Raw genomic sequence first — 24,770 nt, forward strand, 5'->3', positions numbered from 1 at the left:
GTAGGTCGTATAAATGGTTGTTGCTGAAATTATTATTCTGATCGCACAAATTTACTGCGTGATTGGTTTTATCGTTGCCATTGTGTTTATCACCATCGGGCTGAGCCGCGTGGAACTTGCTGCCCGCAAGGCCTATCTTTTCCGTCTGCAAATCCTTCCAGGGCTCATCCTGCTCTGGCCAATTGTGATTGTTCGCTGGGTTGCGTTGGAGCGCTCAGGTGAAAAAGCTTTGCTTGATGAAGAAGAAAAACAGTTAGACGAAGAGCAAGAGGGCAAAAAATAATGCAGCGCGCCTTCCGAAGAGCCCATCGTTCCCTTTGGCTTGTTCTGGCTTTTCTCATTCCAATTGTCCTGGGCTTGGCGCTCATGATGCGACCCACGGGAACGCACGAGCAGCCGCCCGTTCCCCTTGATGACGCGGCAAAGTCGGCTCTGGAGGCAAACCAGTGAGTGTTAAATATGTGCCGGTAATCTGGAACCGCACCAAACTTGCCTACGATGCTGTCGTGCTGGCAACCGTTGGCGCATATCTTGGCATCTATCTCTACGTGGCACCGCAGTTCCAAACAGTCACAATGCCGATTGACTGGGATATCTACAAAGCGCAGGCATTTGGTACCTGCGTCTTCTTTTTACTGACCTTCATATTATGCATCGGACCCATGGCACGGCTGGACAAGCGCTTCTTGCCACTGCTCTATAACCGCCGCCACCTTGGCGTAATCACCTGCGTGCTCGCCTACTTCCACGTTGACAACATCCTTGGCTGGTACAACGCGTTCTCACCAATCAATCGCTATGTCTCGGTCTTCATTGTCAACACGAGTTTTGACCGCTTCCTGGGTTTCCCCTTTGAGATCCTTGGGGTCCTGGCGCTTCTGATCCTGACGATCCTTGCGGTTACCAGTCATGACTTCTGGCTCCATTTCCTGAAGCCAACCCTCTGGAAATTCCTCCATATGGGGATCTATCTGGCCTACGCTTTGATCGTCGCCCATGTGGCTCTCGGCGCTCTGCAAAGCGCTGCAGGTCCCTTTATGACCACTGCTGTTGGCGCCTCCGTCGCCCTCGTGGCCGCATTGCATCTACTGGTTGCAAGAAAAGAGCACCTGTTTGACACGCAAGAAAGTCCAATGGATGACAGCGGCACTTGGATGGATGCAGGTGATCCAACGGAGGTCCCTGACAAACGCGCGCGGATTATCTCCATCACGGACGATGAACGCGTTGCAATCTTCAGAAACGGCAAAAAGCTCTCTGCCATCTCCAATGTTTGTGCCCATCAGAACGGACCTTTGGGAGAAGGGAAGATCGTATATGGCTGTGTAACCTGTCCATGGCACGGTTACCAATATCGGGTGGAAGACGGGAGATCTCCGCCGCCATTCACGGAGAAGATTTCCACCTACCGGCTCAAACTGGAAGATGGTCGCCTGTGGCTGAATATAGAAGCGCTGCCTCCTGGCACTTATGTTGAGCCCGTCGTTGCTCCCATACTGGCAGAGGGAAGCTAATGGCGAAAAAGAAACCTGATCCCTTCTTCATCGGTTGGGCGAAAAAGCCGCCGAAGGTCCTTCAAGGGTTCCTTTTCTTGATCTCGGCCGTGCTGGTTGGGGCTGCGGTCGGTGTCGCATTGGGCATAGGCGCATCTGTTCCGGATCCCGGCGATGCGCGCTTTGAGTGGGGAGCCGGATACCAGACGTTCACCGGCTACGTTGATGCCAAACCTTACCCGCTCCTGAGGCTCCCTGCGGGCGAAGATGGTCGGGACCAGCCGCATGCGATGCTGATCTCAGGCATTGGCAAACGCGGCATGCAACAGCTTGCAGGTCCGCTAGATGGTCAAGCCGTTGATGCAGGCGGTATCCTGCTCAAACGCGGCGATCTGGACATGCTGCAAGTGGGTGGAGATGTGTCACTTCGCGCGGCTGAAAACCCAATACCCAACTTCACGCCAGCTCCTGCAGAGCATCTGGGCAAGTGGCGCTTATCCGGCGAGATCTGCGACGGCAAGTGCTACACTGGAGCAATGCGACCCGGTGTCGGATTGGCACATAAGGCCTGCGCGAACCTCTGCATCATCGGTGGAATCCCACCGGTTTTTGTTACCACCACACCCTTGATGGGCAGCCAGTTCTTTCTCTTAGCCGACGAGAATGGTGAGCCCTTATCATCTGAAGTGCAGGATTGGGTCGCCCTGTTGATTTCACTGGAAGGTGAGGTTGAGCGCCGTGATGACCTGATGATCTTCAAGGTGAACCTGGATAGCGCAAAACAGCTCTAAATCATTCCGCCGTGATGCCTGTGAGGGCGAACAGATTGCCGACCAAACTCAGCGTGCCCAAAGGTTGGAGTGGCGTAATCAGACTTAGGCTGTTAGAAAAGCCCAAGTTTGCAGTGCAGCACAACTTGTGTTGCCTCCTCCTCCTAGGTGTTCTTTCATACCACATGTGCCCAAGCGTGTGAGCGAAACAGTGCCGTTGCTATGCACAATCCGGTGATCCAATGATACAGTTTTTTGCCTATCCAGAATCCGTCTTCTGCGCGAAAGTTCGCATTGCTTTGGACATGAAAAACTTGGATTACGCCGAAGTCCCTCCTCCTGATGGATATGGATCAGCCGCCTACAAGAAGATTATTCCAGCAGGGTCCATTCCGGGCTTGCAGGATGGCGGAGCAGCGCTGTCTGACTCAAATGCGATCCTCGAATATCTCGAGGAAATCGCGCCATCTCCAGCCTTGCTGCCGGAAAAACCCGCTGAACGTGCCAAGGTCAGAGCGCTGATGGGCCTGCACGATACTCGTATTGAGCCATCCGTTCGCGCATTCTACGCATCAATCAAGGCCGGCAAGTCCCCTAAGGATGAGGTCTACAAGGAGCTGATTGCGGATATGAGCGCTGCGTTTGAGCGTCTGGAAGACGTGATTGATGCCGAGCCTTATGCGGTCGGGCCGTACGTCACCTTGGCCGAATGTGCCTACGCAACCACATTTTCTCAAGCGCAACAGCTTGCTGCATTGTTTGGCGGTGAGCTCCAGCTCAAGCCAAAGTGCCAACGCTGGTGGCAGGCGATGCAATCCCTGTCTCATGCGGCAACATCCATCGATATGAACCGCAAGGCTATGCAGGACTGGGTGAGCAAATTCATTCAGGTAGATGCATAAACCCGCACTGAGACCAACAAAAAAGGCGCTGCAAGATGCAGCGCCTTTTTGCTGTTTATGAGCAGTTTTTACTGCGCCAGACCCCATTTACGGGCTGTCGCGTCAAGGAAACCATCCATCTTTTTGATTTTGATCCAGTTGTTGACGTAGTTGATCCAAACCTGATCATCCTGTGGCATAAGCATTGCGATCGGGGTTGGCTCTCTGCTCTCGGAAACCGGAACATTCACAATCTGGTTAAACTTCTCTTTCAGCGTTGCGCCCTCAATGTTGGAGGTTATGAAGACGTCAGCACGACCTGACAGTACATCCTGATATCCACGCGCAGGGGCCTCAACAACCCTGATGGTCGCATTTGGGAACCATTCCTTACTGAGCGCCTCAAAAGTAGTGCCAAGCGTGGTTGCCACAGTCACATCTTGCTGATTAATGCTTTCCCAACTGTCGAACTTCTCAACTTTGTCACTGGTGGTGAACGGCAGGATCTCAGCAGAGATGTAGCTGTCGGAATACCCGGCCACCTTCATGCGGCTAGGAGAGATGGAAGCTGAACCAGTCAAGTAATATTTGTCTGCAACGATACCATTTACCAATGTCTTCCAGTCGGTTGGGACAAAGGTGAGCTCCACGCCAAGGTCGGCTGCAAGTTCGTTCATAATGTCGATATCATACCCTTTATATCCATTGCTGGCAGGGTCGCGAACGGACATGGGGTTCCAGTCGCCGGTTGTTCCGACCTTCAGTTCACCAGAATCCAGAATCTCGTTGAGCGCGGATTGCGCATATGCAGAACCGGAGAACAATGTGCTCACGGCAAAAATTACAGTAAGAAATGAGCGTAGCATCTTCGTGAATGCTCCTTGAAACGCAGTTTGATTGTGGCCAAATGCAAACCTAGTCATTTTAGCAGCAACTACAATATCGTTTTTTATAGAAAACCGATTTCAACTAATTGTGTGCGGTAAGTTTGTATAAGATTTGTATAAGAGCGCACAACACTCTAGGTTCTGTCTCCGGTAATCTACCAGTAATCGGGTAGATGCAAGCTCTTCGTGTGCTTCGCTCCAGATGGAAGCCTGATGATAATTGGAAGGTAGATACCTTGAAATTCCGAAATGCTGCAGTGCTCGTCGCATTAGCGTTGGTTTTGGCGGGCTGTTCTGGAGGTCAGTGGGGCTGGTATGTGGTCTCACCGGGCACTGAAACGGGAAGAGTGAATCTCGGCTTCATGATCGCAGGCCTGCAAGAAACGCTCAGCGTTTCGCTCACGGCAATCGTGATTTCCATGGTGGTCGGTCTCTTTGTTGCTTTGCCGGGTCTTTCCGAGAATAAGTATGGCCGTGCTTTCAACAGAACCTACGTTGAAGTGGTGCGCTCTGTGCCAAGTCTGGTGCTGATCTTCTGGGTCTACTACGGCCTTCCGGTTGTTGCGAGCATCTCAATTGATGTGTTTTGGGCTGGTGTTCTGGCACTCGCCTTGTCAGACAGCGCCTTTCAGGCTGAGATATTCAGGGCAGGTATTCAGTCGGTAGATAAAGGGCAGGTCGAAGCAGGCCGCTCGCTTGGGCTGAGCTACTTCCAGCGCCTACGCTTTATCATCCTCCCGCAAGCTATCCGGCGCATGCTGCCACCATTGGGAAACCAGCTGGTTTACATGCTGAAGATGTCCAGTTTGGTCTCCGTGATCGGCCTGCAGGATCTGACCAGACGCGCCAACGAGTTGGTCGTGACGGAATACCGACCACTGGAGATCTACAGCGTTCTTGTGCTGGAATACCTGGTGCTGATCCTGATCGTGTCTCAAGGGGTCCGCTGGCTGGAGCGCCGCTATAAGGCAGAACGCATCTAGCTGCAAAAGCAGGGGGACTAGCTTTCCTCCGGCGCCCAGTTCGCGAGCAACGCCTTCAATTCAGGCTCATCAACAGCGTGAACAGCATCGCTCACGGAAAACCACTTCCGTGTGCGTTCCTCTTTCTCGGGCCAGTCATCAAGCATCTCGGTCACTTCAAGCGGATAAACTTTGACCTGGCATAAGATTGGATCTTTGGTGACCCGAAGCTTGGGGTAATGGTAGCTACCGGCAGACTGCTTGGAAAGCTCGCCTTGAATCCCGGCTTCTTCATAGGCTTCCTGTTCCGCAGCTTGCGCACCACTGAGATCCTTCATGGGCCAGCCTTTTGGCAGAACCCAGCGTTTGGTCTCTCGGGAGGTTATAAGAAGGATTTGCAGCTTGCCTTTTTTCTTCTTTTTGAAAGGCAGCGCGGCAAACTGGCGTTTTGGTTCTGACCAGGTTTGCGCCTCTGTCTTTCTTGCAGCGCTCTTCATGGGTATCTTCCTTGCAGTGAGAAGGCCGTATTCCATTCTTGTTTGAAGCTGTCTTTGGCCCTGTACAGATCTTCCCTTGGTGATGGTGGAGGTTGGATCTGCCCCTCTGATCAATTGTACTACTTATTCTTGTCAGTGCTATTGCAAAATATCGCTATTCAAACAGCCCTTTGAGCCAAATCCCTCTCGAATTCCTCCTATTTAGGATATTTATCTCGAATTTTCCAAATAATACTTTTTGCCTAGACTTCAGAGCAAGACTGTTGCTAAAAATACTTTAAACTTGAAATATTAAAATTGAGTTCGTGGCTGGGTGCTCATTGAGAGTAAGCCAAACGCGATAAAAGAACATAACAGGGAGCCTGATAGTGGCACTGGATACAGTCAGCGTTGAACAACGGGATGAAGCTGATCAGCTTGCACATCTGCGGCAGCTCTTCTCAATTCCCGACGGGATTATCTATCTGGACGGAAATTCGCTGGGCGCTCTACCAAAAAATGTGTCTGCGGTTCTGACCAACGCGGTTGAAGAGCAATGGGGCAAGAGCCTCATAAAAGGCTGGAACTGCCACAACTGGATTGATCTGCCAAGCAAGATTGGAAACCGGATAGCAAAACTGGTTGGTGCAGATGAAGGAACGTTGATCTGCGCTGACAGCACGTCCCTGAATGTATTCAAAGTGCTTGCCACGGCCATCAAGCTTCGGCCAGAACGGCGGGTTATTCTCTCTGACACTGGCAATTTCCCGACTGATCTTTACATGGCTCAGGGCCTCAAGGAGCTGACAGGCGGTGATATTGAGCTGCGTCTGGTCGCCCCTGAAGAGGTGGAAGCCGCACTGGATGAAACCGTTGCGGTGATGATGCTGACGGAAGTGGATTACCGGACAGGCCGCAAACACGACTTGAAGGTGCTGACTGAAAAAGCCCATGCTGTTGGAGCGCTGGCTATGTGGGACCTGTGCCACTCTGCCGGTGCATTCCCTGTCCATCTAAAGGACGCCAAAGCGGACTTTGCTGTTGGCTGCTCCTACAAATACCTCAATGGTGGCCCGGGTGCGCCAGCATTTGTCTACGTGGCGCCACAGCACCAAGGTACCTCGGGTAACCCGCTGACTGGTTGGATGGGGCACGACGCACCGTTTGCCTTTGATCTTGGATATACGCCCTCTGCAAAAACCGACCAGATGCGTGTTGGCACACCCCAAGTGCTCGCCATGACGGCTCTGGATGCGTCTTTGGATGTGTTCGATAAAACCAATCTGGAAGCATTGCAGGCCAAGTCGATCGGACTGAGCGAACTGTTCATTTCCGAGGTAAAGCGCCGTTGTCCAAATCTGGCACTCGCCTCACCAACCGATCCGATGAAACGCGGCTCGCAGGTTTCCTTCCGGCACGAGCAGGGCTACGCCGTCATGCAGGCGCTAATCGACTGCGGCGTGATCGGTGACTTCCGTGCGCCAGATATCATTCGCTTCGGGTTCGCTCCACTTTACCTTTCCTATGCGCAGGTTCTTAAAGCCGCTGAGATTCTTGAGGAAATTATTGCAGGTGATCTCTGGGACAAGCCGGAATACCACCAGAAAAGCAAGGTGACATAGATATGGCTGATAGCACGAATACGGAATTGGAGCACCACGGGGCGGAACTCTCCTTCAAAGAAGATATGTCCTATGGTGATTATCTCCGCCTCACAGATATCCTCGGCGCGCAAGCGCCGTTGACAGAGGCACACGATGAGCTTTTGTTCATAATCCAGCATCAGACGGCAGAACTTTGGATGAAGCTGGCGATCAGAGAAATGTCCGAGGCCTGCACCGCTCTGGCACAGGACGAGTTTGCGCAGGTCTCCAAACTTATGGCTCGCGTCAATAAGATCTTTGCTCAGCTCAATGGAGCCTGGGATATCCTGCGCACCATGACGCCGAGTGATTACACGACCTTCCGCGATAGCCTGGGCAAGTCCTCGGGGTTCCAAAGCTACCAGTACCGCGCCATTGAGTTTGTCGTCGGTAACAAGAACCCGGCCTTGATGAAACCACACGAGCACATGCCAGAGGTTTCCCAGTGGCTCCACCAGATCTACGAGGCTCCGGGCATCTATGATCAGATGGTCCGCGCCTTGGCACGCGCTGGCTTCGAAATCTCCGTAGATGTGCTCAATCGGGACGTTACGAAACCTTACACAACCGATGCGTCAGTTCAGAAGGCTTGGGAAATAATATATCGCAATCCGCGCGATAATTGGCATTTCTATGATCTTGCAGAGAAGCTAATAGACTTTGAGGACTTCTTCCGGCGCTGGCGATTCAATCATCTCACAACCGTAGAGCGCATTATTGGAAACAAAATGGGGACCGGAGGCACCTCTGGAGCGCCGTATCTGAAAAAAATGTTGGATACTGTGCTGTTTCCAGAACTTTGGCAGGTGCGTAGCGATTTGTAAGATTGCTGCAAAAATGACCTGATTTGCGAAATTAATTTATTCCAAGATTCACTCGAACTTTGCATCTAAGTGGAAATATCTATATATATCAGGCAATATATGCGCAGTCGAAGCTATTTTCATGCAACTTATGGGAAGTTTGCTTGGGAAGGGAATCTGGAAAATTTCACTCAATTTGTCCGGATAGAACCACAATAATCGAGTGATTAGGCTACAAAAACCGCGGAATCCTGCCTTGAAATAATATGCTGCTAGAGGCATTAGGTAGGAGCTTGACAACAATAAAACGCCAGTTCTTTGTAGTCTGGGGGGATAATAATGCTGGAAATCGAACAGCTGTCGAAGCAGTTCGGCGGGTTTAGAGCCGTCAGTAATTGCTCATTTTCGGTTCAAAAGGGCACAATCACAGGTTTAGTCGGTCCAAATGGAGCTGGCAAAACCACAACGTTCAATCTTATTGCAGGTGCCTTGCAGCCAACTGCTGGGAAAATTCGTTTTTTGGGAGAAGACGTAACCGGCCTCAGCTCTGATCAGCTGTTTCACAAGGGCTTGGTGCGCACTTTCCAGATCCCGCATGAATTTCACCACCTGTCTGCTCTTGAAAACCTGATGTTGGTTCCGCCCTCTCAAAAGGGCGAGAGTCTATTCCAGAACTGGCTCAGCTATGGCAGCGTGAAAAAGCAAGAAGAGGAAGTGCGCCAGAAGGCTCTGGAGACACTCAAGTTTCTGGAACTGACGCACCTCACGAATGAGCGCGCAGGCAATCTGTCAGGCGGACAGAAGAAGCTCCTTGAGCTTGGCCGCACCATGATGACTGACGCGAAGCTTGTGCTGCTCGATGAGCCCGCTGCCGGCGTCAACCGCACCTTGCTGCGCCGTTTGGAAGACAAGATCGAGATCCTCAATCAGGAACGTGGCTACACCTTCATCCTGATCGAGCACGACATGGAGATGATCGAGAAGCTTTGCGATCCGGTCATCTGTATGGCGGAAGGCTCGGTTCTGATCGAAGGCGATTTCCAGACTGTCCGTTCCGATGCGCGCGTGCTTGAAGCCTACCTGGGTGAAACTGTGGGGGAGGCAGCACTCTGATGACGTCTCAAGCAATTGCAGAGCAACCAATGCCCAAGAAAACCGAGCCGCAAAAGTACTCCGGTAAACCAATCCTCACCATGACAGGCGTTCGTGGTGGCTATGGCGACGCAGATATCCTGCAAGGCGTTGATATGCAGGTGACCGAGCAGGAAATCGTGGTGATTGTCGGCCCGAACGGGGCAGGCAAATCAACGGCTATGAAAGCGATCTTTGGTCTGTTGAAAGTGCGAGGCGGTTCCATCGTTGTCAACGGAACTGATATCGCTGGCTGGAAGCCGAACCGCATCGTGCAGCACGGCGTTTGCTACGTGCCGCAGGTCAACAACATCTTTCGTGAGATGACCATTCACGAGAACCTCGAAATGGGTGCCTTCCTCAGGAAAGGTGACATTTCTGAAAGCCTGGAAAGGGTCTACACCCTGTTCCCTGATCTCAAAGAGCGCCGCAATGCGCTGGCAGGCAACCTGTCCGGCGGTCAGCGCCAGATGGTTGCCATGGGCCGAGCGCTGATGCTCAACCCCTCTTTGCTTCTGTTGGACGAGCCAACCGCTGGTCTTTCTCCAAAATACATGGAGCAGATTTTTGAGATCACCCGCAACCTGCGTGATGCAGGTCTTTCGATCTTGCTCGTAGAGCAGCATGCCAAGCAAGCGCTGGCATTTGCTGACAAAGGCTATGTGCTTGCCGCTGGTAGCAACCGGCACGAAGGCACGGGTCAGGAGCTGCTGGCAGATCGTGAAGTCGCTGAAATGTTCCTCGGTGGGTAATAAGGGAAACTCCAATGCCATTCATGGAATTCGTCAATTTTTACCTCATGCCGGGGATTGTGCTGGGCTCGATCTACGCTCTGGGCGCAGTCGGTATTACGCTGGTTTTCGGCATTTTGAGATTTGCGCATCTGGCGCACGGTGACCTCGCAACCCTCGGCGCATTTGCTGCACTGGGCGTGGTGACCATATTTGGAGTAAGCCCCTGGGTCGCGCTCCCTGCTGCAATGGTTTTCTGCGCCTTCATGGCAATCGGCATCGACAAACTGTTTTACGATTACCTTTCAGAGCGCCCGAAGATTATCGTGGTGATGTCTTCTCTGGGTATCGCTCTGATGCTGCGCGCTATCGTACAGGTGGTCTGGGGTGTTGATACAGAAACCTATACCCGCGGTATCGTCCGGCCAGACGATTACTGGGGTATCCGTATCCGTGACCGCGAGATCTACACCATCATCGCCATGTTCGTGATTGTTGGTGTGCTCTGGGCCTTCCTGCAGAAAACCAAATGGGGCAAGGCCATGCGCGCCATGTCCGACAACCCGGATCTTGCATTGCTGTCCGGCGTCGACAACCGCAAAATTACAATGCTGACCTGGGGTATTGTCGGCATGCTGTGTGCAGCCTCCGGCTTCTTCCTCGGCATCAACACAGAGCTAAAACCGCTCATGGGCTGGACAATGCTTCTGCCAATGTTCGCAGCGGCAATTCTTGGTGGTGTCGGTCGTGTGGAAGGTGCCGTGATCGGCGGCCTGATCGTCGGTATTGCGGAAGAAACGTCTGTTCTGTTTATCCCGGGAGAGTACAAAGCCGCGATGGCGTTTGCGATCCTCCTGCTCATCCTTCTTGTGCGGCCAACTGGCTTGCTCAAGGGTAAAGTTCTGTAGGAGGGGAAAATCATGGAACTCATCGGTCTGCTAAACTATGCGGTGTTCATGGCGATCTTTATCGGCATTTACTCCCTTCTTGCACTCGGTCTTAACATCCAGTGGGGCTTTTCCGGTCTCTTCAACGCAGGTATCGCGGGCTTCTTCGCCGTTGGTGCGTACACATCCGCGCTGCTGACAGCACCAGAATCCAGTGTTCACCTTGGCGGCTTCCAGCTGCCGGTGGTTGCTGGCTGGATCGGTGCTATGATCGCCGCCGGTCTGATTGCATGGCCCATCGGCAAGGTGTGCCTGCGCTTCCGCTCCGACTATTTGGCAATCGCCACAATCGGTGTTGCGGAGATCATCCGTCTGGTCGTGAAGTCTGAAGGCTGGATGACAGGTGGTGCTCGTGGCGTGAACAAGATCCCGCGCCCCTTCGGTGACCTGACCTACCTGTATTCCCAGCTCGCCTATCTGGCGCTGGTAGTAGCGATCGTCTTCGTCGTCTACCTGGCTATTGAGCGCCAGATCTCAGCACCGTGGGGCCGCATGATGCGCGGCATCCGTGACAACGAAGATGCTGCAACGGCTATGGGTAAGGACATCAAGGCCCGCCGTCTTGAGGCATTTATCTTCGGTGCTGCTGTCATGGGGCTGGGAGGAGCGCTGTTTGCACACTTCAACCGCTCTATCACTCCAGAAGCGATTGACCCGATGATCGCAACCTTCCTGATCTGGATCATGTTGATCCTAGGCGGGTCAGGGAACAACCGTGGTGCGCTCCTCGGTGTTGCAGTTGTCTGGATCATTTGGTCTGCATCTGAGTTTGTAACTGATCAGCTACCAACCGAATACGCCATTAAAGCCAAGTACATGCGCGTGTTTATCATTGGCTTGCTTCTGCAGTTGGTCCTTCGGTTCAGACCGGAAGGGATCCTGCCGGAACCTCAGGGAACCGCAGACAGACCAGAAGTCAAAACACTTCAAAACCAAGAAAGTGCAGCGAAGTAACGCCAGCACTCATGGAAATTAATTTTAACGCCCTGATCAATCTGCATTCCGTTTAAAACAGGGCTATTTGGAGGTGAACTGATGCTTAAGAAAATCGCATTGGCAGCAGGCTTGTTCAGCGCTACTGCACTTGCATCCAACGCTGTTCAGGCAGAGGTGAAAGTCGGTCTTCTGGGAGGAATTTCCGGCCCAATCGCAGCTATGGCTCCACCAATGCTTGATTCAGCACAGCTGGCAATCCAGCAGGTGAACGAACAGGGCGGTATTCTGGGTGGCCAGACGCTTGAAGCTGTTGTTGGTGATAGTGCTTGTAATCCGCAGAACGGCGTAGACTCAGCAACCAAGCTGGTTAACATCGAACAGGTTGCAGGTCTTATCGGCCCGCACTGCTCGGGTGCTGTTCTGGCTGTTGCGAACTCCGTAACCGTTCCAGCGGGCATTACCCTGATCACACCATCTGGTACATCCCCTGAGATCACAGGTCTGGATGACAAGGGTCAGGTATTCCGTACAGTACCCTCCGATGACTTCCAGGGCCGCTCTCTGGCACGTACGCTGCTAGACCTGGGCACTAAGAAGGTTGCTGTCGCATACCTGAACAACGATTACGGCAGTGGCTTGGCCAACGCGTTCAAGGTTGAGTTTGAAGCAAACGGCGGTGAACTTGCTGGTTATTCCGCTCACGAAGAAGGTAAGGCATCTTACCGTTCAAACCTCGCTGAACTGTCCCGTGGTGGTGCTGATACACTCGTCATCTTCGACTACGGCGATGGCACCGGTCTGACCATCCTGCGTCAGGCGCTGGAAAACGGCTTCTTCACCAATTTCGTTGGCGGCGACGGCATGAAGTCCGACGCGATTATCCGCGAACTCGGTGCTGACAACCTCACAACCTTCATCGCCTCTTCTCCGGTCGGCGAGAAATCCAACAGCCTTGAAATCTTCAACGAAGCTTACAAAGCCGTTGGCGGCAACCCGGATGCAATCTTCGTATCCAACTCCTACGACGCGGCATTCCTGATGGCACTTGCTCTGGAAAAAGCTGGCGGCGATTCCTCTAAGGTATCTGCTGCCATGTCTGCTGTGTCCGATGGGCAGGGTGAAGCTGTGCTTCCAGGTGAATGGACAAAGGCAGTTGAGCTGATCGCTGCTGGCAAAGACATCGACTACAAAGGCGCTTCCGGTGACCTGAACTTCGATAATGCAGGCGACGTTCCTGGCTCTTACGGCCTGTTCAAGGTCGAGGGTGACGCATTCGCTCTGCAGCAGGCTCTGAACTAAGTTTCAGCCCCATCAAAAAAGAAAAGCCGGCCTCATCAGGGGCCGGCTTTTTTATTGTGGTATCGTTGGAGTCAAACCAGAACTGTCACTTGGTGAGGATGAGCTTTCCGAGTTTTGTGATCGACAATCGGTAGTGATCTTCACGATGGGAGATCGTGATCTCTCTCTCATCTCCAAACAGTGCTTTGCTATCAACAGTGCGCCTATCTGGCTGATTTACTGAGCTTTCCTGAGTTTTTTCCATATCAGTCATTCGCCTCAGCCTTTCCCCGAATTCGGCTAGAGTGGACAGTCGCGATATCCTCAAGAGTTAGGGAGACCCTATCGCGTTTATTTCTTGACTTTAATACTCATGTTTTACTACAAGTGCAATGCCTGCTCTTCAAATCCTGAAGATCGCGTCCTTCAGGATCCCGTTCTGGGGCAGGTTTCATATCGGTGCGCAAGCCAACTGTTTGTCTCTCCCCCGCAGTCAGCCAGCCCACGATATCTTTGATATCTGCGACTGATTTGCATTTGCAATAAGATTTGATTGTTTGGATTGGGGCCTATGAATACGTTGCTGAAGCTGTCGTCTCTTGCACTCGCTCCCTTGTGGATAACACAGGTAACCGAAGCACATGCGGCGGACACCAAACAAGAGCCTGTCATCACCCTCCAGTTGAACAAAGCCGATACCACCCAGAATGGGTGTCGCGTCAGCTTGGTGGTTCGCAATCACCTTCAAGAAGAAGTCACACAACTGGCCTTAGATTTGGTTCTCTTTGATAATGCAGGCGAAATCGCAGATTTTCTAAGCATGAAGACAGGGCGCCTTCCTTCTGGAAAGACACGGGTTCGACAATATGACCTCCCATCCGGCGATTGTGCCGCTATCTCTTCAGTGCTCGTCAACAATGTCACTCAGTGCGAGGGCACCGCAAATGTCTCCCCAGCTAGATGCTTAGATGCATTGAAAGTATCCTCTCGCGCTGCAATAGAACTAACGCTCTGAACTGCCATACGACCAAACCAGAAGAACGACGAGACCTCCAGTATGAATGCCATGATTGAAAACCTGGGCCTGACCGTTGCCGTGAGCCCACTGATGGATCTGCTCGCCAAAGGCGGGGTCGTCGTTGGATTGTTGCTGGTCGTGAGCGTGCTTGCGCTGACAATCGTGTTCGCAAAACTCTGGCAATTCTGGCTGGCTGGCGTCGGTCGCCATCGCAAAGCCGAACAGTCGGTTGCTGTCTGGCGTGTGGGTAAGCGCGCTGAGGCCTACAAGATTGTAGCTTCTGATCGTTCTCCACTGTCAGATGTTTTGGCGCACACCATGCGCGGCCTCATGAAACCGCAGGTGCCGGAAGAAAAGGTCCGCGAAGATGTTGAGCGTGTTTGCCTTACTCACCTTGGTGATCTGCGCAGCTATCTACGCGCACTGGACATGATCGCCCAAATCGCTCCACTGCTGGGCCTCTTTGGAACTGTACTCGGTATGATCGGCGCGTTTCAGGCAATGGCAGATGCAGGATCTCAGGTAGACCCATCCACATTGGCTGGAGGCATCTGGGTGGCATTGATGACAACAGCCGTTGGACTGGCCGTTGCAATCCCGGCATCGGTCATGCTGTCTCTCTTCGAAGGCCGGATCGAAAAAGAGCAGGGCGCCATGGAAAGGATGGTGACAGAACTCTTCACCGGAGCGGTGACCTCTGCCACAGCCCAACCTGAAGAAGCGACTAGTGCAAGCAAGCTGCCACGCTTCGAGGTGGTCCACGATGCGCCTTAGCACGGCCCCAAAACGTAGCAGAGCGCCGGGTCTTACATCTCTGATAGATGTGATTTTCCTCCTCCTGATGTTCTTCATGCTCGCCTCCACCTTTTCCATTTACCAGCGGTTGGATGTGACATCAGGGGCTGAAGGGGCAGGGCAGATGGAACGATCCCCCATCCTGCTGCAGGTTTTCGCTGAGGGCCAGCTGTCATTGAATGGTGAGCGGGTGGATATCGGGGCGTTGATTTCATCTCTTGAGGATGATGGGATCGAAAAGGCGCGACCAGTGGCGCTCATACCAGCCAGAGATTCGACCGTTCAGGACGTCGTAAATGCGCTTGAGCAGCTCAAAGCCGCAGGCTGGTCCGCAACCATCGTCGCCAATTGAAGTCAGCATATTGTGAGATAAGAAGTTTTAAGAATGCGTCTGAAGACAAAACCACAAAAGAGGACTTTGGAGAACACGATCCCATTGATCAACATCGTGTTCCTCATGCTCATTTTCTTTCTCTTTGCCGGTTCGATTGATCGCGACGACGCCAAGAATGTAAGCCCAGCAGAAACACAGCAGCAATCCAATCGTGAACTGATAGCCGGCGCATTGATCATCGCCGCTGACGGAACAATGGCCCAAAACGAACAGCCCGTCCTCATGGAGAACCTGACACCACACGAAGGCACCGAAGAGCCGCTGATGATAGTTGCGGACAAGGAGCTATCCGGCCAAGCACTTGCCAGAACTCTCGCTGCGCTAAAGAAACAAGGCTTTGCCAATATCACGCTGATCACTGTGAAGGCTGCTCAATGAGAAGGGGCCCTTTCCAAAAGGTCGGAGGCCCAGCACTTACCGCCGCCTTGCTGGTCTCCGTAAGTGTCCACGCTGCTGGGTTCGCGTGGTTCTATGCACAAGGCTCCGATGTTCAAATTGCCTCTACTCACTCAACCTCAATTTCAGTCGTCGGCTCCATTGAAGACCTGATTGCAGGATCAAAGGAAGTTGTCGAACCGGTAGAGCCAGACCTCCCAACAGAACTTTATCCTCGTGAGATTGAAGCAGAACAGCCGGTGGAACCGCTCAAAGAGATTGTGCCAACTGAACTGGCAGTAGCGGAGATTACACCAGTTCAGTCCGCTGACCCGATCGTTCCAGCAGTAGTGCCGGTCGCGGAAGGTGTGACCATCAAGTCGGAAAACGAGCCGGTCCAACCCAAGGAAGAGATTGAATCCGTCAAACCTCAGCTCCAGCCAGAGCAAATCAACTCCGCAGAAGTACAGGAGCTTAAGCCTGCCGAGACTGCAAAGCCTCAGTCGGTCCAACAGCCAAAACCAGCAGAGCAGGTGAGAGAGAGCGAACCTGCTCAGCCTCCAGAGCCAATGGAAGCCGTCCAGCCGGAAGAAGCTAAGCCAATTGAGCCAGAAAAGCCGGAAGAATTGAACCCGGTCGAAAAGAGACAAGCCGAACCGGTTGAGGATACTAAGGACCTTGAGGCAAAGCCGCTCGAGACTGAAGTTGCCGCGCAATCCGTTCCGATCCCACGCGCCGCGCCCCCACGCCCAAAGCTACTGCAGAAAACCAAACCCAAGAGAACAGCGAACAAAGAACCTGCCAGAAGGACGGGCAACTCAGACGTCAACTCGGCACGAGGCTCTCAGTCTGCGCGCAAAGGCTCAAGCTCTGCGAAAAATGGCAGTGATATAGCTGGATCTGGCAACACGGCAGGCAATGCTGCCACGAGCAACTATTGGGGCAAGGTACAGACGAAGATCCAGCGTGCTGCACAGAAACGATACCCACGCCGTGAAAAGAAGAGGAAGAAATCTGGCGTTGTCCATGTGAGCTTTGCCGTGCACAAAGATGGCTCAGTGACAGGAATTAAACTGTCCCGCTCCAGTGGAAATGAGCGGTTCGATCAGGCTGCCCTAAAGGCGGTTGAGGCAGCAGCGCCATTCCCGCCTTTTCCACCTTCCATAAGAAGCGGAACAGTTCGCAAAACCGCACCGATCACCTTCAAGCCTTACTAACAAAAAAGGCAGCGATTGCTCGCTGCCTGATCATCTCGTCTTTGCTGGCGCGCTTATTCAGCAGCAGCCATGTTCTTTGGCAGAAGCGGGTCTTCAATCTGCAATAGATGACGAATGCTTGCGCGGTTATCCGCAAGGTCTGCAATGGTGCACTTGTCGAGCACGCCGAGGAACGCTTGCAGCGCTTCATGCAGAACCGCGTTAAAGCCGCAGTGATTGACCAGTGGGCAGTCCTGACGGCTGCTGTCAAAGCACTCCGCGAGAATGAAGGACTCTTCCGTCGCACGCACCACCTGACCCACAGTGATCTGATCAGCAGGGCGCGGCAACATGATACCACCGTTGCGCCCTCGGATGGTTTTCATCAGATCAGCGTCAACGAGTACCTTCATGATTTTGAAAAGGTGGGTTTCCGACATGGAAAACGAAGCTGCAATCTCTGCAACTTTGCTTGGCTTGCCAGGATTTGCCGCACAATACATCAGGGCACGTACAGCATAGTTGGTTTGTTGAGTGAGTCTCATAGGATTAGCTATGCGTCTTCCGGCGTCTGTCGTCAATATAAATATGCATCTTTAACTCAACAATAAACCATCCGCAGTTTAGAGTCATTAAAAACTTTGCCGGACAGGACACAAACCGACGCCGTCTTTGGCCAATGCACGCACAAAACTACCTAACTCCTGCCGGTCCTTCAATGCTCCCAATGCAGATATCTGGAGTGTTAAACTCCTCACATCTTCAGAGCGTTAGGTGTGCCCCCGATCAACGGTGAAGGTGAGTACGGTAAGGCACTTGAGTTGCAAAGTGGGTTTCGTAAAAAAACGGAGAGAAACAAGTGTCAGCTTTGCTGGACCGACAATTTGTCCCAGTCTAGAATCATGGGCAAATCAAGGGATTACGGGTTCTCAGCCCCGTACATAGAAGGAAGCCCATGGCGCGAAGGGCGCTCATGGGCGATTTCTTGGATCCACAGAAGCCACAGGCTAGCTGAGGTATAGCGCCGCTGACGGTCGCAATCTCAGGGAAGTTTAGCCCAGCTTTGCACGATCGTGGGGGAGGGAGTAATCAATCTTCGGACCCACCGGAACGATTCCTGTCGGGTTTATCGTTCCGTGACTGGAATAGTAGTGATCCTTGATGTGATCCATATTTACGGTCCCTGCGATGCCAGGCATCTGGTAGAGGTCGCGCAGATAGCCCGATAAATTCGGATACTCCTTGATCTGCCGCAGATTGCACTTGAAGTGGCCAACATAAACCGGGTCGAAACGCGCCAGTGTTGTAAACAAACGCCAGTCAGCCTCAGTGATCGTGTTGCCTGTCAGATAGCGCTGGGTAGCCAATTTGGCATCAAGCCAATCCAGCGTGTCAAATAGCGGGTACACAGCCTCTTCATAGGCCGCCTGTGTGGTAGCAAAACCTGCTTTGTAAACACCGTTGTTAACTGTGGAGTAGATCCGATCATTGAGGGCATCAATCTCACTGCGCAGAGCTTCGGGATAATAGTCCCCCGGCTTCGCGCCAATGCCGTCAAACGATGTGTTGAACATCCGAATGATCTCGGAAGACTCGTTTGAGACGATAGAGTTGGTTTTCTTGTCCCAGAGGAGCGGTACAGTAACCCGGCCTGAGTAGTCCGGCTGCGCTGTTGTGTAGACCTGATAGAGGAACTTTGCGTGGTTGACGGTATCAGGCACAACACCAGCGCCCTCCTCGAAGGTCCAGCCGTTTTCTGCCATATGCCAGTGAACCACCGAAACCGAGATACTGCTCTCCAGACCCTTGAGAATTCGGAAGATCAAGGTCCTGTGCGCCCATGGGCAGGCGAGGGAGACATAAAGATGATAGCGACCCGCTTCGGCCTTGAAGCCGTTCTGGCCATCTGGCCCAGGGCCTCCATCTGGAGTGATCCAGTTCCGGAACTGAGCGTCCTTGCGCATAAAACGCCCGCCCGTTGATGAGGTCTCATACCACTGGTCGACCCAGCGACCATCCTGAAGCAAACCCATGACCTAAACCTCTTTATTCTTGATAAGATCTGCGTGGCACCAAGGCACGCGCATCGGTTGGTACTGAAAGCATTCCGTGCTCGCCTGCGTTGCTGGCAAGAGGAGACACCAAACCAGAAATCGCTTGTATTCGCCAATCACGCTTCCGTGCGCACTATACGTCTTCCCGGCACAGGGCTCCAGTATAAGCTTACCCCAAATACTGCCGCAGTGCCGGAGGTGGGTTATCAAGAAGGTCCTCAGTCTCGGCGGGCGGGTGTGCCCGCCCATCTGCCACAAGGATCGCCTGGCGGGTGATGCGGCGCGCATCCTGGGGATCATGGCTGACCATCAAGAGGGTCGTGCCGGTTTCCGCAGCCAGTTCAGCAACCAGATCCAGCATCTCGGCCTTCAGTGCCGGACCAAGTGCTGCAAAGGGCTCATCCAGCAACAACAGGTCACGGTGCTGCACGAGAACGCGGGCAAGCGCCACACGGCTTTGCTGACCGCCTGACAGCTCCGCCGGTTTCCGTGCGCCCATACCCGCAAGGCCAACCCGCTCCAGCGCGGCCTGAACCTGATCCTGCTCTGTATGCGAGAGTTTCCCGCTTGGGTGCAAACCAAGAGCTACGTTCTGCTCAGCCGTTAAATGGGGAAACAGATTGCCATCCTGAAACAGCATAGCAATGGGCCGCTTGCCGGGTGCCAGCTTAGTCAGGTCCTGCTGTTGCCAGTAAATACTGCCTGCCGATATTTCGCGAAACCCGGCAATAGCCTCCAAAAGAGTGGACTTTCCAGCTCCCGAGGGACCGATGACAGCAACACTGTTGCCAGCATCCACGCTTAAATCGGCCTGCAAGTGAAATGCACCATTTGAGATGGTGCAGGTGTCAAGCTTCAGCATGCCAGCGTCCTCCACGGTCCAAAAGCCAGAACAGGGCCAGCGATAACATCAACAACAGCAAAGCGCCACCAGCGGCTGCTTCCATCTTATAAGCGCCCATCAGGCGATAAATCTGTAAGGGCAGCGTCGCAATTTCCGGATCTGCAAACAGGGCAATCACGCCCAGATCTCCCATGGAAAGCGCAGCTGCAAGCCCAGCCGCAAAGCCGATTTGTGGGCGCATGCGAGGAATAAGGACCCGCGTAAAGAACACCCAGCCTTCCATATTGAGCGAGAGTGCCAGTCGTCCATGACGTGACACAGTCTCCCGTGCGGCTGGCACAAGAATACGAAGCGCAAACGGCAGTGCCATGGCAGCGTTCACCAGCGCCGTAACGGGAAGCGCAAGATCACTCGGGTTTGCCCATGGGCGAATGATGATGAAAAGGCCAGTCCCGATCACAAGCGGCGAAGCGGCAAGGCCAAGTATGCCGCTTACTTCAACCATCCCATGCCGACGTACTGCAACGGCAGCGGCCATCGGCAGCGCAAGCAACAGCAAAATAACAGTGCTGGCTGAGGCGACACCAATCGAGATCAGGGCTGACTTCAGAACGATAACCGGCAATTCGAATAGACCACTGATCCCGGAAAGCACAACAGCGCTTAAGGGGAGCAGTAAGAACACGGCTGCCAGAACGATCCAAATCGTATCGACGACCGGCGTGCCCCCATCCCAACGCTGGATTGCTCTGTCGAGACCCGCCCCAAAACCTTCTCCGCGCGAAAGCCTCAGGGCTGCAAAGGCTGCTGCTGCGGTCAGCGCCAATTGCACGGCAGAGAGCAAGGCCGCTCGCCCAAGATCAAAGTCGTAAGTGAAAGCCTGATAAATCGCTAGCTCAATGGTTGTTGCCCGAGGCCCGCCGCCAAGAGTAAGCGCAACAGCAAAGCTTGTCAGGCAAATGGCAAAGATCACGGCAAGCGCACCGGGTAAAATACGCGCAAGCATGGGAAGCTCAATTAGCCGAAACAGTGACCAGCCATCACAGCCCATTTGCGCGGCAAGGCGAAAACGTTCTGAAGGAACTTCTTGCCAGCCCTGCAAAATGAGCCGGGTTGCCAGAGGCAGATTAAAAAAGACATGGGCCAGCACAACACCATGCAGACCGTAAATACGAATGGGGGAGGCACCAAAATAAACGAGCACATCAGAAATCCAGCCCGACCGGCCAAAGACCTGAAGCAACCCGAGAATGGCTACGATCACTGGAAGAATAAAAGGTGCGCCAAGTAAGGCAATTAACAGGCTGCGCCCCGGAAAACGACGCCGTGCCAGAGCCCGTGCAACGGGTACAGCAAGTGCAACACTGATCACCGCCGAAAGCACGGCCTGCGTGAGCGTAAACTTGAGTGCTGCCCAGTCAGAGGAGGAAAAGCCGTGCCCCGCTTCAGCGCGTAAGGCAACGGCTGCCAACGTGCCAAGAATGAGTGCCGCGACAAGCAATGCCGCGGCAACACCGGGAAGCGAGCTTACTGGCTGAGCGCTTCGAGCCATTCCGGCAGAGCCTCACCTCTTGCTGCAACTGCCTCTTTAGGGGCAAAGAACAGAGCTTCTTTAGGCATCTGCAAACGATCAAAGCCTTCAGGCAGGCCATTTGCCGGGGTAACAGCAGGATACATCCAGTTGGTCGTTGGAATGATCGACTGGAAGGCATCAGAGACCACGAAATTCAGGAACTGTTCCGCCAGCTCAGGCTGATCAGTGCCCGCAAGTTTCGCCGCCACTTCAACCTGCATGTAATGGCCTTCGTCAAAGGCTGCACTGGTCTTACTGTCGTCTTCCTCGGCAATCAGATGATAGGCAGGAGAGGTGGTGTAGCTGAGCACCATGTCCGCCTCCCCATCAAGGAAAAGACCATAAGCCTCTGACCAGCCTTTGGTAACGGTCACGATATTATCGGAAAGATCTGCCCAGATATCAGCAGCTTCATCACCGTAAGCAGACTTCACCCAAAGCAGCAGACCAAGGCCCGGAGTTGAGGAGCGTGGATCCTGAATCAGAATTTTCTTGTCGCTCTCGGCAAGCTCGCGGAAATTGGCCGGAACCTTTTCGCCTGCCTTGTGCACGAAGGCAAAGTAGCCCCAGTCGTAAGGCACAAATGTCTCGTCAGCCCATTCAATTGGCAGTGCGTAGTCTGCCTCAACCGCATGAGGTGCAAACAGGCCGGTCTTCTTAGCAGTCTCGATCAGGTTTGTATCCAGACCCAGCACCACATCCGCATCAGAGTTTTCACCTTCAAGGCGAATGCGGGAGAGCAGCGCGGCGCCGTCTTCGACACCAACAAGTTTCAGATCACACTCACAAATTGCCTCAAAAGCCTCTTCCACTTTGGGACCTGGACCCCAGTCAGAGACGAAGCTGTCATAGGTGTAAACTGTCAGTTGGGGCTTTTCGGCAGCCATCGCCGATGTTGCAGTGAGTAATCCCGCAGCAATTAACAGATGTTTCAAGTCATCCCCCATTGCGGCGAGAGGGTAAGGATGGGTGAAACCGGTACCTTTCCCTCCGCCGGTTCTAGCCGGTTCAGGTTCAACGGGTTTGCCGGATCAGCATCTCAGCACGAAAAAAAGCGTGCACCCCGAGGTCAAGCGGTTCTTAGCTGGAAAAGGAGAGTTGCGCAACTGGATATACCAGAGGTTTAGCCAGCGTCCCAACGAACGGACGGGAAAAGCCCGGACAGATGGCTGCCCGGACTGATCTTCTCTTATCTATTATGCGGACAGGTCGAACCGGTCTGCGTTCATGACCTTGTTCCACGTTGCCACGAAGTCACGTACAAATTTTTCGTGGTTGTCGTCCTGCGCGTAAACCTCAGCATAGGCGCGCAGGATGGAGTTGGAACCGAACACAAGGTCTGCGCTGGTGGCTGTCCACTTGGTCTTCCCTGTTTTCCGGTCACGAACCTCATAGGTGCCATCTTCAAGCGGATGCCAGCTGTTGCCCATATCGGTCAGGTTGCTGAAGAAGTCAGTGGTCAACTGGCCTTCGCGGTTGGTGAAGACGCCGTGTTTGGAACCGCCAAAGTTAGCGCCAAGAACACGCAGACCACCCACAAGTGCAGTCATTTCCCAGCCAGTGAGGCCAAGCAGCTGCGCACGGTCAAGCATCATCTCTTCCGGGCTGACAGAGTATTGTTGCTTCTGCCAGTTACGGAAACCATCTGCGAATGGCTCAAGAACGCTGAAGGAATCTGAGTCCGTTGTCTCATCCGTCGCATCACCACGACCCGGTGTGAACGGAACATCTACCTTGAAGCCAGCAGCCTTGATGGCATTCTCAAGACCAACATTACCGCCAAGCACGATCACGTCTGCCACGGAAGCTCCAGCTTCTGCTGCAATCGGCTCAAGAACGGCCAGAACCTTGGCAAGACGCTCTGGCTCATTGGCAACCCAGTCCTTCTGTGGGGCAAGACGGATACGTGCACCGTTTGCACCGCCGCGCATGTCAGAACCACGATAGGTTCTTGCACTGTCCCAGGCTGTCGTGATCAGATCTTCATTGCTCAAACCAGAGGAAGCGATTTTTGCTTTTACAGCATCAACATTGTAGCCGGTGCTGCCTTTTGGAACCGGATCCTGCCAGATCAACTCTTCCTTCGGAACATCTGGACCCATGTAGTTGGCCTTCGGTCCCATATCGCGGTGGGTCAGCTTGAACCATGCCCGAGCGAAGGTATCTTTAAAGTACTCTGGGTCTGCCCGGAACTTCTGGCAGTACTCGTTGTAGATCGGGTCAACCTTCATCGCCATATCCGCATCAGTCATCATTGGGTTATGACGAATGGAGGGGTCGGTGGGATCGACAGGTTTGTCTTCCTCTTTAATTCTGACCGGCTCCCACTGACAGGCTCCGGCAGGAGACTTCACCTGATGCCATTCATGATCAAACAGCATTTCAAAGTAGCCCATATCAAAGACGATTGGGTCCTTGGTCCAAGCACCTTCGATACCTGACGTAAACGCGTTGGTTGCTTCTCCATGCTGGCCGGGGTTGGACCAGCCAAGTCCCTGTTCATCCATGGGAGCTGCTTCCGGAGCATCACCAATATTATCGACTGCGCCACGGCCATGGGCTTTACCAACCGTGTGCCCGCCACAGGTCAGGGCTGCAGTTTCTTCATCATTCATTGCCATGCGGCTGAAGGTTTCGCGAATTTGCGCGGCTGTCTTCTTCGGGTCAGGAACACCGTTCACGCCTTCAGGGTTCACATAGATCAGGCCCATGTGCGTTGCGGCAAGTGGGTTTTCTAGCGTGGAGGGGTCGCTAAGGTCACTGTAGCGCTGTTCACTGGGTGCCAGCCATTCCTTTTCAGAGCCCCAATAGGTGTCGATTTCCGGACCCCAGATATCTTCACGGCCAAACCCAAAACCAAAGGTCTTCAGGCCCATGGATTCATAAGCAATAGTGCCAGCCAAAGCGATCAGGTCAGCCCAGGAAAGCGCATTGCCGTATTTTTTCTTGACCGGCCACAACAAGCGGCGCGCTTTGTCCAAGCTCGCATTATCGGGCCATGAGTTGAGGGGAGCAAAACGGATATTGCCGGATCCGGCACCGCCGCGGCCATCGGCCAGACGGTAAGAGCCAGCTGAGTGCCAGGAAAGACGGATCATCAGACCGCCATAGTGTCCCCAATCTGCGGGCCACCACTCCTGACTTTCGGTCATGAGTGCACGTACATCGGCCTTAACCCCCTCAAAGTCGAGCGACTTGACTGCCTCATGAAAATCGAAGTCCGGGTCCATCGGATTGGAACGCGCATCATGTTGATGGAGAATATCGAGGTTCAAAGCATTGGGCCACCATCGGGTGACTGGCTTTTCCATCGAGGTATTCGCGCCATGTACCACCGGACAAACGCCGCTGTTTTTGACATCGTTGCCGTGCATTGCTTTCTCCATTACCAAATTTTGCTCTTGCTGGATTTGACGTAACGTCCACCTTAAGCGGTCACTTGAAACGATGCATCCCAGCAAATCCTAGAATGAATGTAGGTTGTGAAGTGCATTAAGTGAAATTGCATCTTCTGCACCTATTCATAAGAAATTCTTATCAGCTAGAACGGAGGGGTAAAATTTCTTCTCAGCCTATACATTTT

General features: G+C 53.3%; 26 protein-coding genes and 1 riboswitch. Of the genes, 17 read left to right on the forward strand and 9 right to left on the reverse strand.

The window, feature by feature from the left end; translation table 11 throughout:
* The first annotated feature begins 13 nt into the window (after positions 1-13).
* The 4 genes from IE076_RS19375 (at position 14) to IE076_RS19390 (ending at position 3,165) form a co-directional block, all read left to right on the forward strand.
* A complete protein-coding gene (locus IE076_RS19375; protein WP_189438435.1) occupies positions 14-283 on the forward strand; it encodes a hypothetical protein in 270 nt (89 codons plus the stop codon).
* Positions 284-446: 163 nt separating this feature from the next.
* Complete coding sequence (locus IE076_RS19380; protein WP_189438436.1) at positions 447-1,514, forward strand: Rieske 2Fe-2S domain-containing protein; 1,068 nt, start codon at positions 447-449, stop codon at positions 1,512-1,514.
* The gene (locus IE076_RS19385) at positions 1,514-2,284 is read left to right on the forward strand and encodes a hypothetical protein (protein WP_209009291.1); all 771 of its coding nucleotides are present in this window, start codon (positions 1,514-1,516) and stop codon (positions 2,282-2,284) included. The genes IE076_RS19380 and IE076_RS19385 overlap by 1 nt, the downstream gene beginning before the upstream one ends.
* A gap of 221 nt (positions 2,285-2,505) precedes the next feature.
* Positions 2,506-3,165, forward strand: coding sequence for a glutathione S-transferase family protein (locus tag IE076_RS19390; RefSeq protein ID WP_189438437.1), 660 nt, complete (start codon positions 2,506-2,508; stop codon positions 3,163-3,165).
* 68 nt (positions 3,166-3,233) lie between these two features.
* Here the strand turns inward: IE076_RS19390 and IE076_RS19395 are convergent, their stop codons facing one another.
* On the reverse strand, positions 3,234-4,010 hold the full coding sequence (locus IE076_RS19395) for a transporter substrate-binding domain-containing protein (RefSeq protein WP_189438438.1): 777 nt from the start codon (positions 4,008-4,010) through the stop codon (positions 3,234-3,236).
* A 257-nt stretch (positions 4,011-4,267) separates the two neighbouring features.
* Here IE076_RS19395 and IE076_RS19400 point away from each other — a divergent pair, with 257 nt between their 5' ends.
* Entirely contained in the window at positions 4,268-5,014 is a 747-nt protein-coding gene (locus tag IE076_RS19400; protein ID WP_189438439.1) for an amino acid ABC transporter permease, read from the forward strand.
* Between the two features lie 17 nt (positions 5,015-5,031).
* On the opposite strand, the gene IE076_RS19405 is transcribed toward IE076_RS19400, so the two are convergent.
* Positions 5,032-5,490, reverse strand: coding sequence for an NUDIX hydrolase (locus tag IE076_RS19405; RefSeq protein ID WP_189438440.1), 459 nt, complete (start codon positions 5,488-5,490; stop codon positions 5,032-5,034).
* A gap of 368 nt (positions 5,491-5,858) precedes the next feature.
* Here IE076_RS19405 and kynU point away from each other — a divergent pair, with 368 nt between their 5' ends.
* The 7 genes from kynU (at position 5,859) to IE076_RS19440 (ending at position 12,959) form a co-directional block, all read left to right on the forward strand.
* Positions 5,859-7,091 carry a kynureninase gene (gene kynU, locus IE076_RS19410; protein WP_189438441.1) on the forward strand — a complete coding sequence of 411 codons (1,233 nt, stop codon included), beginning with the start codon at positions 5,859-5,861 and terminating at the stop codon, positions 7,089-7,091.
* Positions 7,092-7,093: 2 nt separating this feature from the next.
* Entirely contained in the window at positions 7,094-7,936 is an 843-nt protein-coding gene (kynA, locus tag IE076_RS19415; RefSeq protein ID WP_189438442.1) for a tryptophan 2,3-dioxygenase, read from the forward strand.
* A gap of 318 nt (positions 7,937-8,254) precedes the next feature.
* Positions 8,255-9,028, forward strand: a complete 774-nt coding sequence (locus IE076_RS19420; protein ID WP_189438443.1) for an ABC transporter ATP-binding protein — start codon at positions 8,255-8,257, stop codon at positions 9,026-9,028.
* Entirely contained in the window at positions 9,028-9,798 is a 771-nt protein-coding gene (locus tag IE076_RS19425) for an ABC transporter ATP-binding protein (RefSeq protein WP_244649733.1), read from the forward strand. The genes IE076_RS19420 and IE076_RS19425 overlap by 1 nt, the downstream gene beginning before the upstream one ends.
* A 14-nt stretch (positions 9,799-9,812) precedes the next feature.
* Positions 9,813-10,685, forward strand: coding sequence for a branched-chain amino acid ABC transporter permease (locus IE076_RS19430; RefSeq protein ID WP_189438444.1), 873 nt, complete (start codon positions 9,813-9,815; stop codon positions 10,683-10,685).
* Between the two features lie 12 nt (positions 10,686-10,697).
* Positions 10,698-11,678 carry a branched-chain amino acid ABC transporter permease gene (locus IE076_RS19435; RefSeq protein WP_189438445.1) on the forward strand — a complete coding sequence of 327 codons (981 nt, stop codon included), beginning with the start codon at positions 10,698-10,700 and terminating at the stop codon, positions 11,676-11,678.
* Between the two features lie 81 nt (positions 11,679-11,759).
* Positions 11,760-12,959: an ABC transporter substrate-binding protein gene (locus IE076_RS19440; protein WP_189438446.1), complete on the forward strand. Its 1,200-nt coding sequence runs from the start codon at positions 11,760-11,762 to the stop codon at positions 12,957-12,959.
* Positions 12,960-13,044: 85 nt separating this feature from the next.
* On the opposite strand, the gene hemP is transcribed toward IE076_RS19440, so the two are convergent.
* Entirely contained in the window at positions 13,045-13,212 is a 168-nt protein-coding gene (gene hemP / locus IE076_RS19445; protein WP_189438447.1) for a hemin uptake protein HemP, read from the reverse strand.
* Positions 13,213-13,509: 297 nt separating this feature from the next.
* On the opposite strand from hemP, the gene IE076_RS19450 reads away from it, so the two are divergent.
* From IE076_RS19450 to IE076_RS19470, 5 genes are read left to right on the forward strand one after another with little or no spacing between them, the layout of a single operon-like run.
* The gene (locus tag IE076_RS19450; protein ID WP_189438448.1) at positions 13,510-13,953 is read left to right on the forward strand and encodes a hypothetical protein; all 444 of its coding nucleotides are present in this window, start codon (positions 13,510-13,512) and stop codon (positions 13,951-13,953) included.
* Positions 13,954-13,995: 42 nt separating this feature from the next.
* Positions 13,996-14,730: a MotA/TolQ/ExbB proton channel family protein gene (locus IE076_RS19455; protein ID WP_189438449.1), complete on the forward strand. Its 735-nt coding sequence runs from the start codon at positions 13,996-13,998 to the stop codon at positions 14,728-14,730.
* A complete protein-coding gene (locus tag IE076_RS19460; RefSeq protein ID WP_189438450.1) occupies positions 14,720-15,103 on the forward strand; it encodes an ExbD/TolR family protein in 384 nt (127 codons plus the stop codon). Before IE076_RS19455 ends, IE076_RS19460 begins: the two co-directional genes overlap by 11 nt.
* Before the next feature lie 33 nt (positions 15,104-15,136).
* Complete coding sequence (locus IE076_RS19465) at positions 15,137-15,523, forward strand: ExbD/TolR family protein (RefSeq protein ID WP_189438451.1); 387 nt, start codon at positions 15,137-15,139, stop codon at positions 15,521-15,523.
* A complete protein-coding gene (locus IE076_RS19470) occupies positions 15,520-16,737 on the forward strand; it encodes a TonB family protein (RefSeq protein ID WP_189438452.1) in 1,218 nt (405 codons plus the stop codon). The genes IE076_RS19465 and IE076_RS19470 overlap by 4 nt, the downstream gene beginning before the upstream one ends.
* 53 nt (positions 16,738-16,790) lie before the next feature.
* On the opposite strand, the gene rirA is transcribed toward IE076_RS19470, so the two are convergent.
* The 6 genes from rirA to katG all read right to left on the reverse strand — a co-directional run bounded on the left by rirA (position 16,791) and on the right by katG (position 24,561).
* Complete coding sequence (rirA, locus tag IE076_RS19475) at positions 16,791-17,261, reverse strand: iron-responsive transcriptional regulator RirA (RefSeq protein WP_189438453.1); 471 nt, start codon at positions 17,259-17,261, stop codon at positions 16,791-16,793.
* 507 nt (positions 17,262-17,768) lie between these two features.
* Entirely contained in the window at positions 17,769-18,749 is a 981-nt protein-coding gene (locus tag IE076_RS19480; RefSeq protein WP_189438454.1) for a glutathione S-transferase family protein, read from the reverse strand.
* Between the two features lie 190 nt (positions 18,750-18,939).
* Positions 18,940-19,632 carry a thiamine ABC transporter ATP-binding protein gene (locus IE076_RS19485; protein WP_189438455.1) on the reverse strand — a complete coding sequence of 231 codons (693 nt, stop codon included), beginning with the start codon at positions 19,630-19,632 and terminating at the stop codon, positions 18,940-18,942.
* Positions 19,619-21,166: a thiamine/thiamine pyrophosphate ABC transporter permease ThiP gene (locus IE076_RS19490; RefSeq protein ID WP_189438456.1), complete on the reverse strand. Its 1,548-nt coding sequence runs from the start codon at positions 21,164-21,166 to the stop codon at positions 19,619-19,621. Before IE076_RS19490 ends, IE076_RS19485 begins: the two co-directional genes overlap by 14 nt.
* Positions 21,142-22,134, reverse strand: a complete 993-nt coding sequence (gene thiB, locus IE076_RS19495; RefSeq protein ID WP_209009293.1) for a thiamine ABC transporter substrate binding subunit — start codon at positions 22,132-22,134, stop codon at positions 21,142-21,144. Before thiB ends, IE076_RS19490 begins: the two co-directional genes overlap by 25 nt.
* Before the next feature lie 20 nt (positions 22,135-22,154).
* A riboswitch (TPP riboswitch) is annotated at positions 22,155-22,263 on the reverse strand.
* 120 nt (positions 22,264-22,383) lie between these two features.
* On the reverse strand, positions 22,384-24,561 hold the full coding sequence (gene katG / locus IE076_RS19500; protein WP_189438458.1) for a catalase/peroxidase HPI: 2,178 nt from the start codon (positions 24,559-24,561) through the stop codon (positions 22,384-22,386).
* Between the last annotated feature and the right edge of the window lie 209 nt (positions 24,562-24,770).

Origin of the sequence: Pseudovibrio japonicus (assembly GCF_014651595.1) — a bacterium.
Lineage (GTDB): Bacteria > Pseudomonadota > Alphaproteobacteria > Rhizobiales > Stappiaceae > Pseudovibrio > Pseudovibrio japonicus.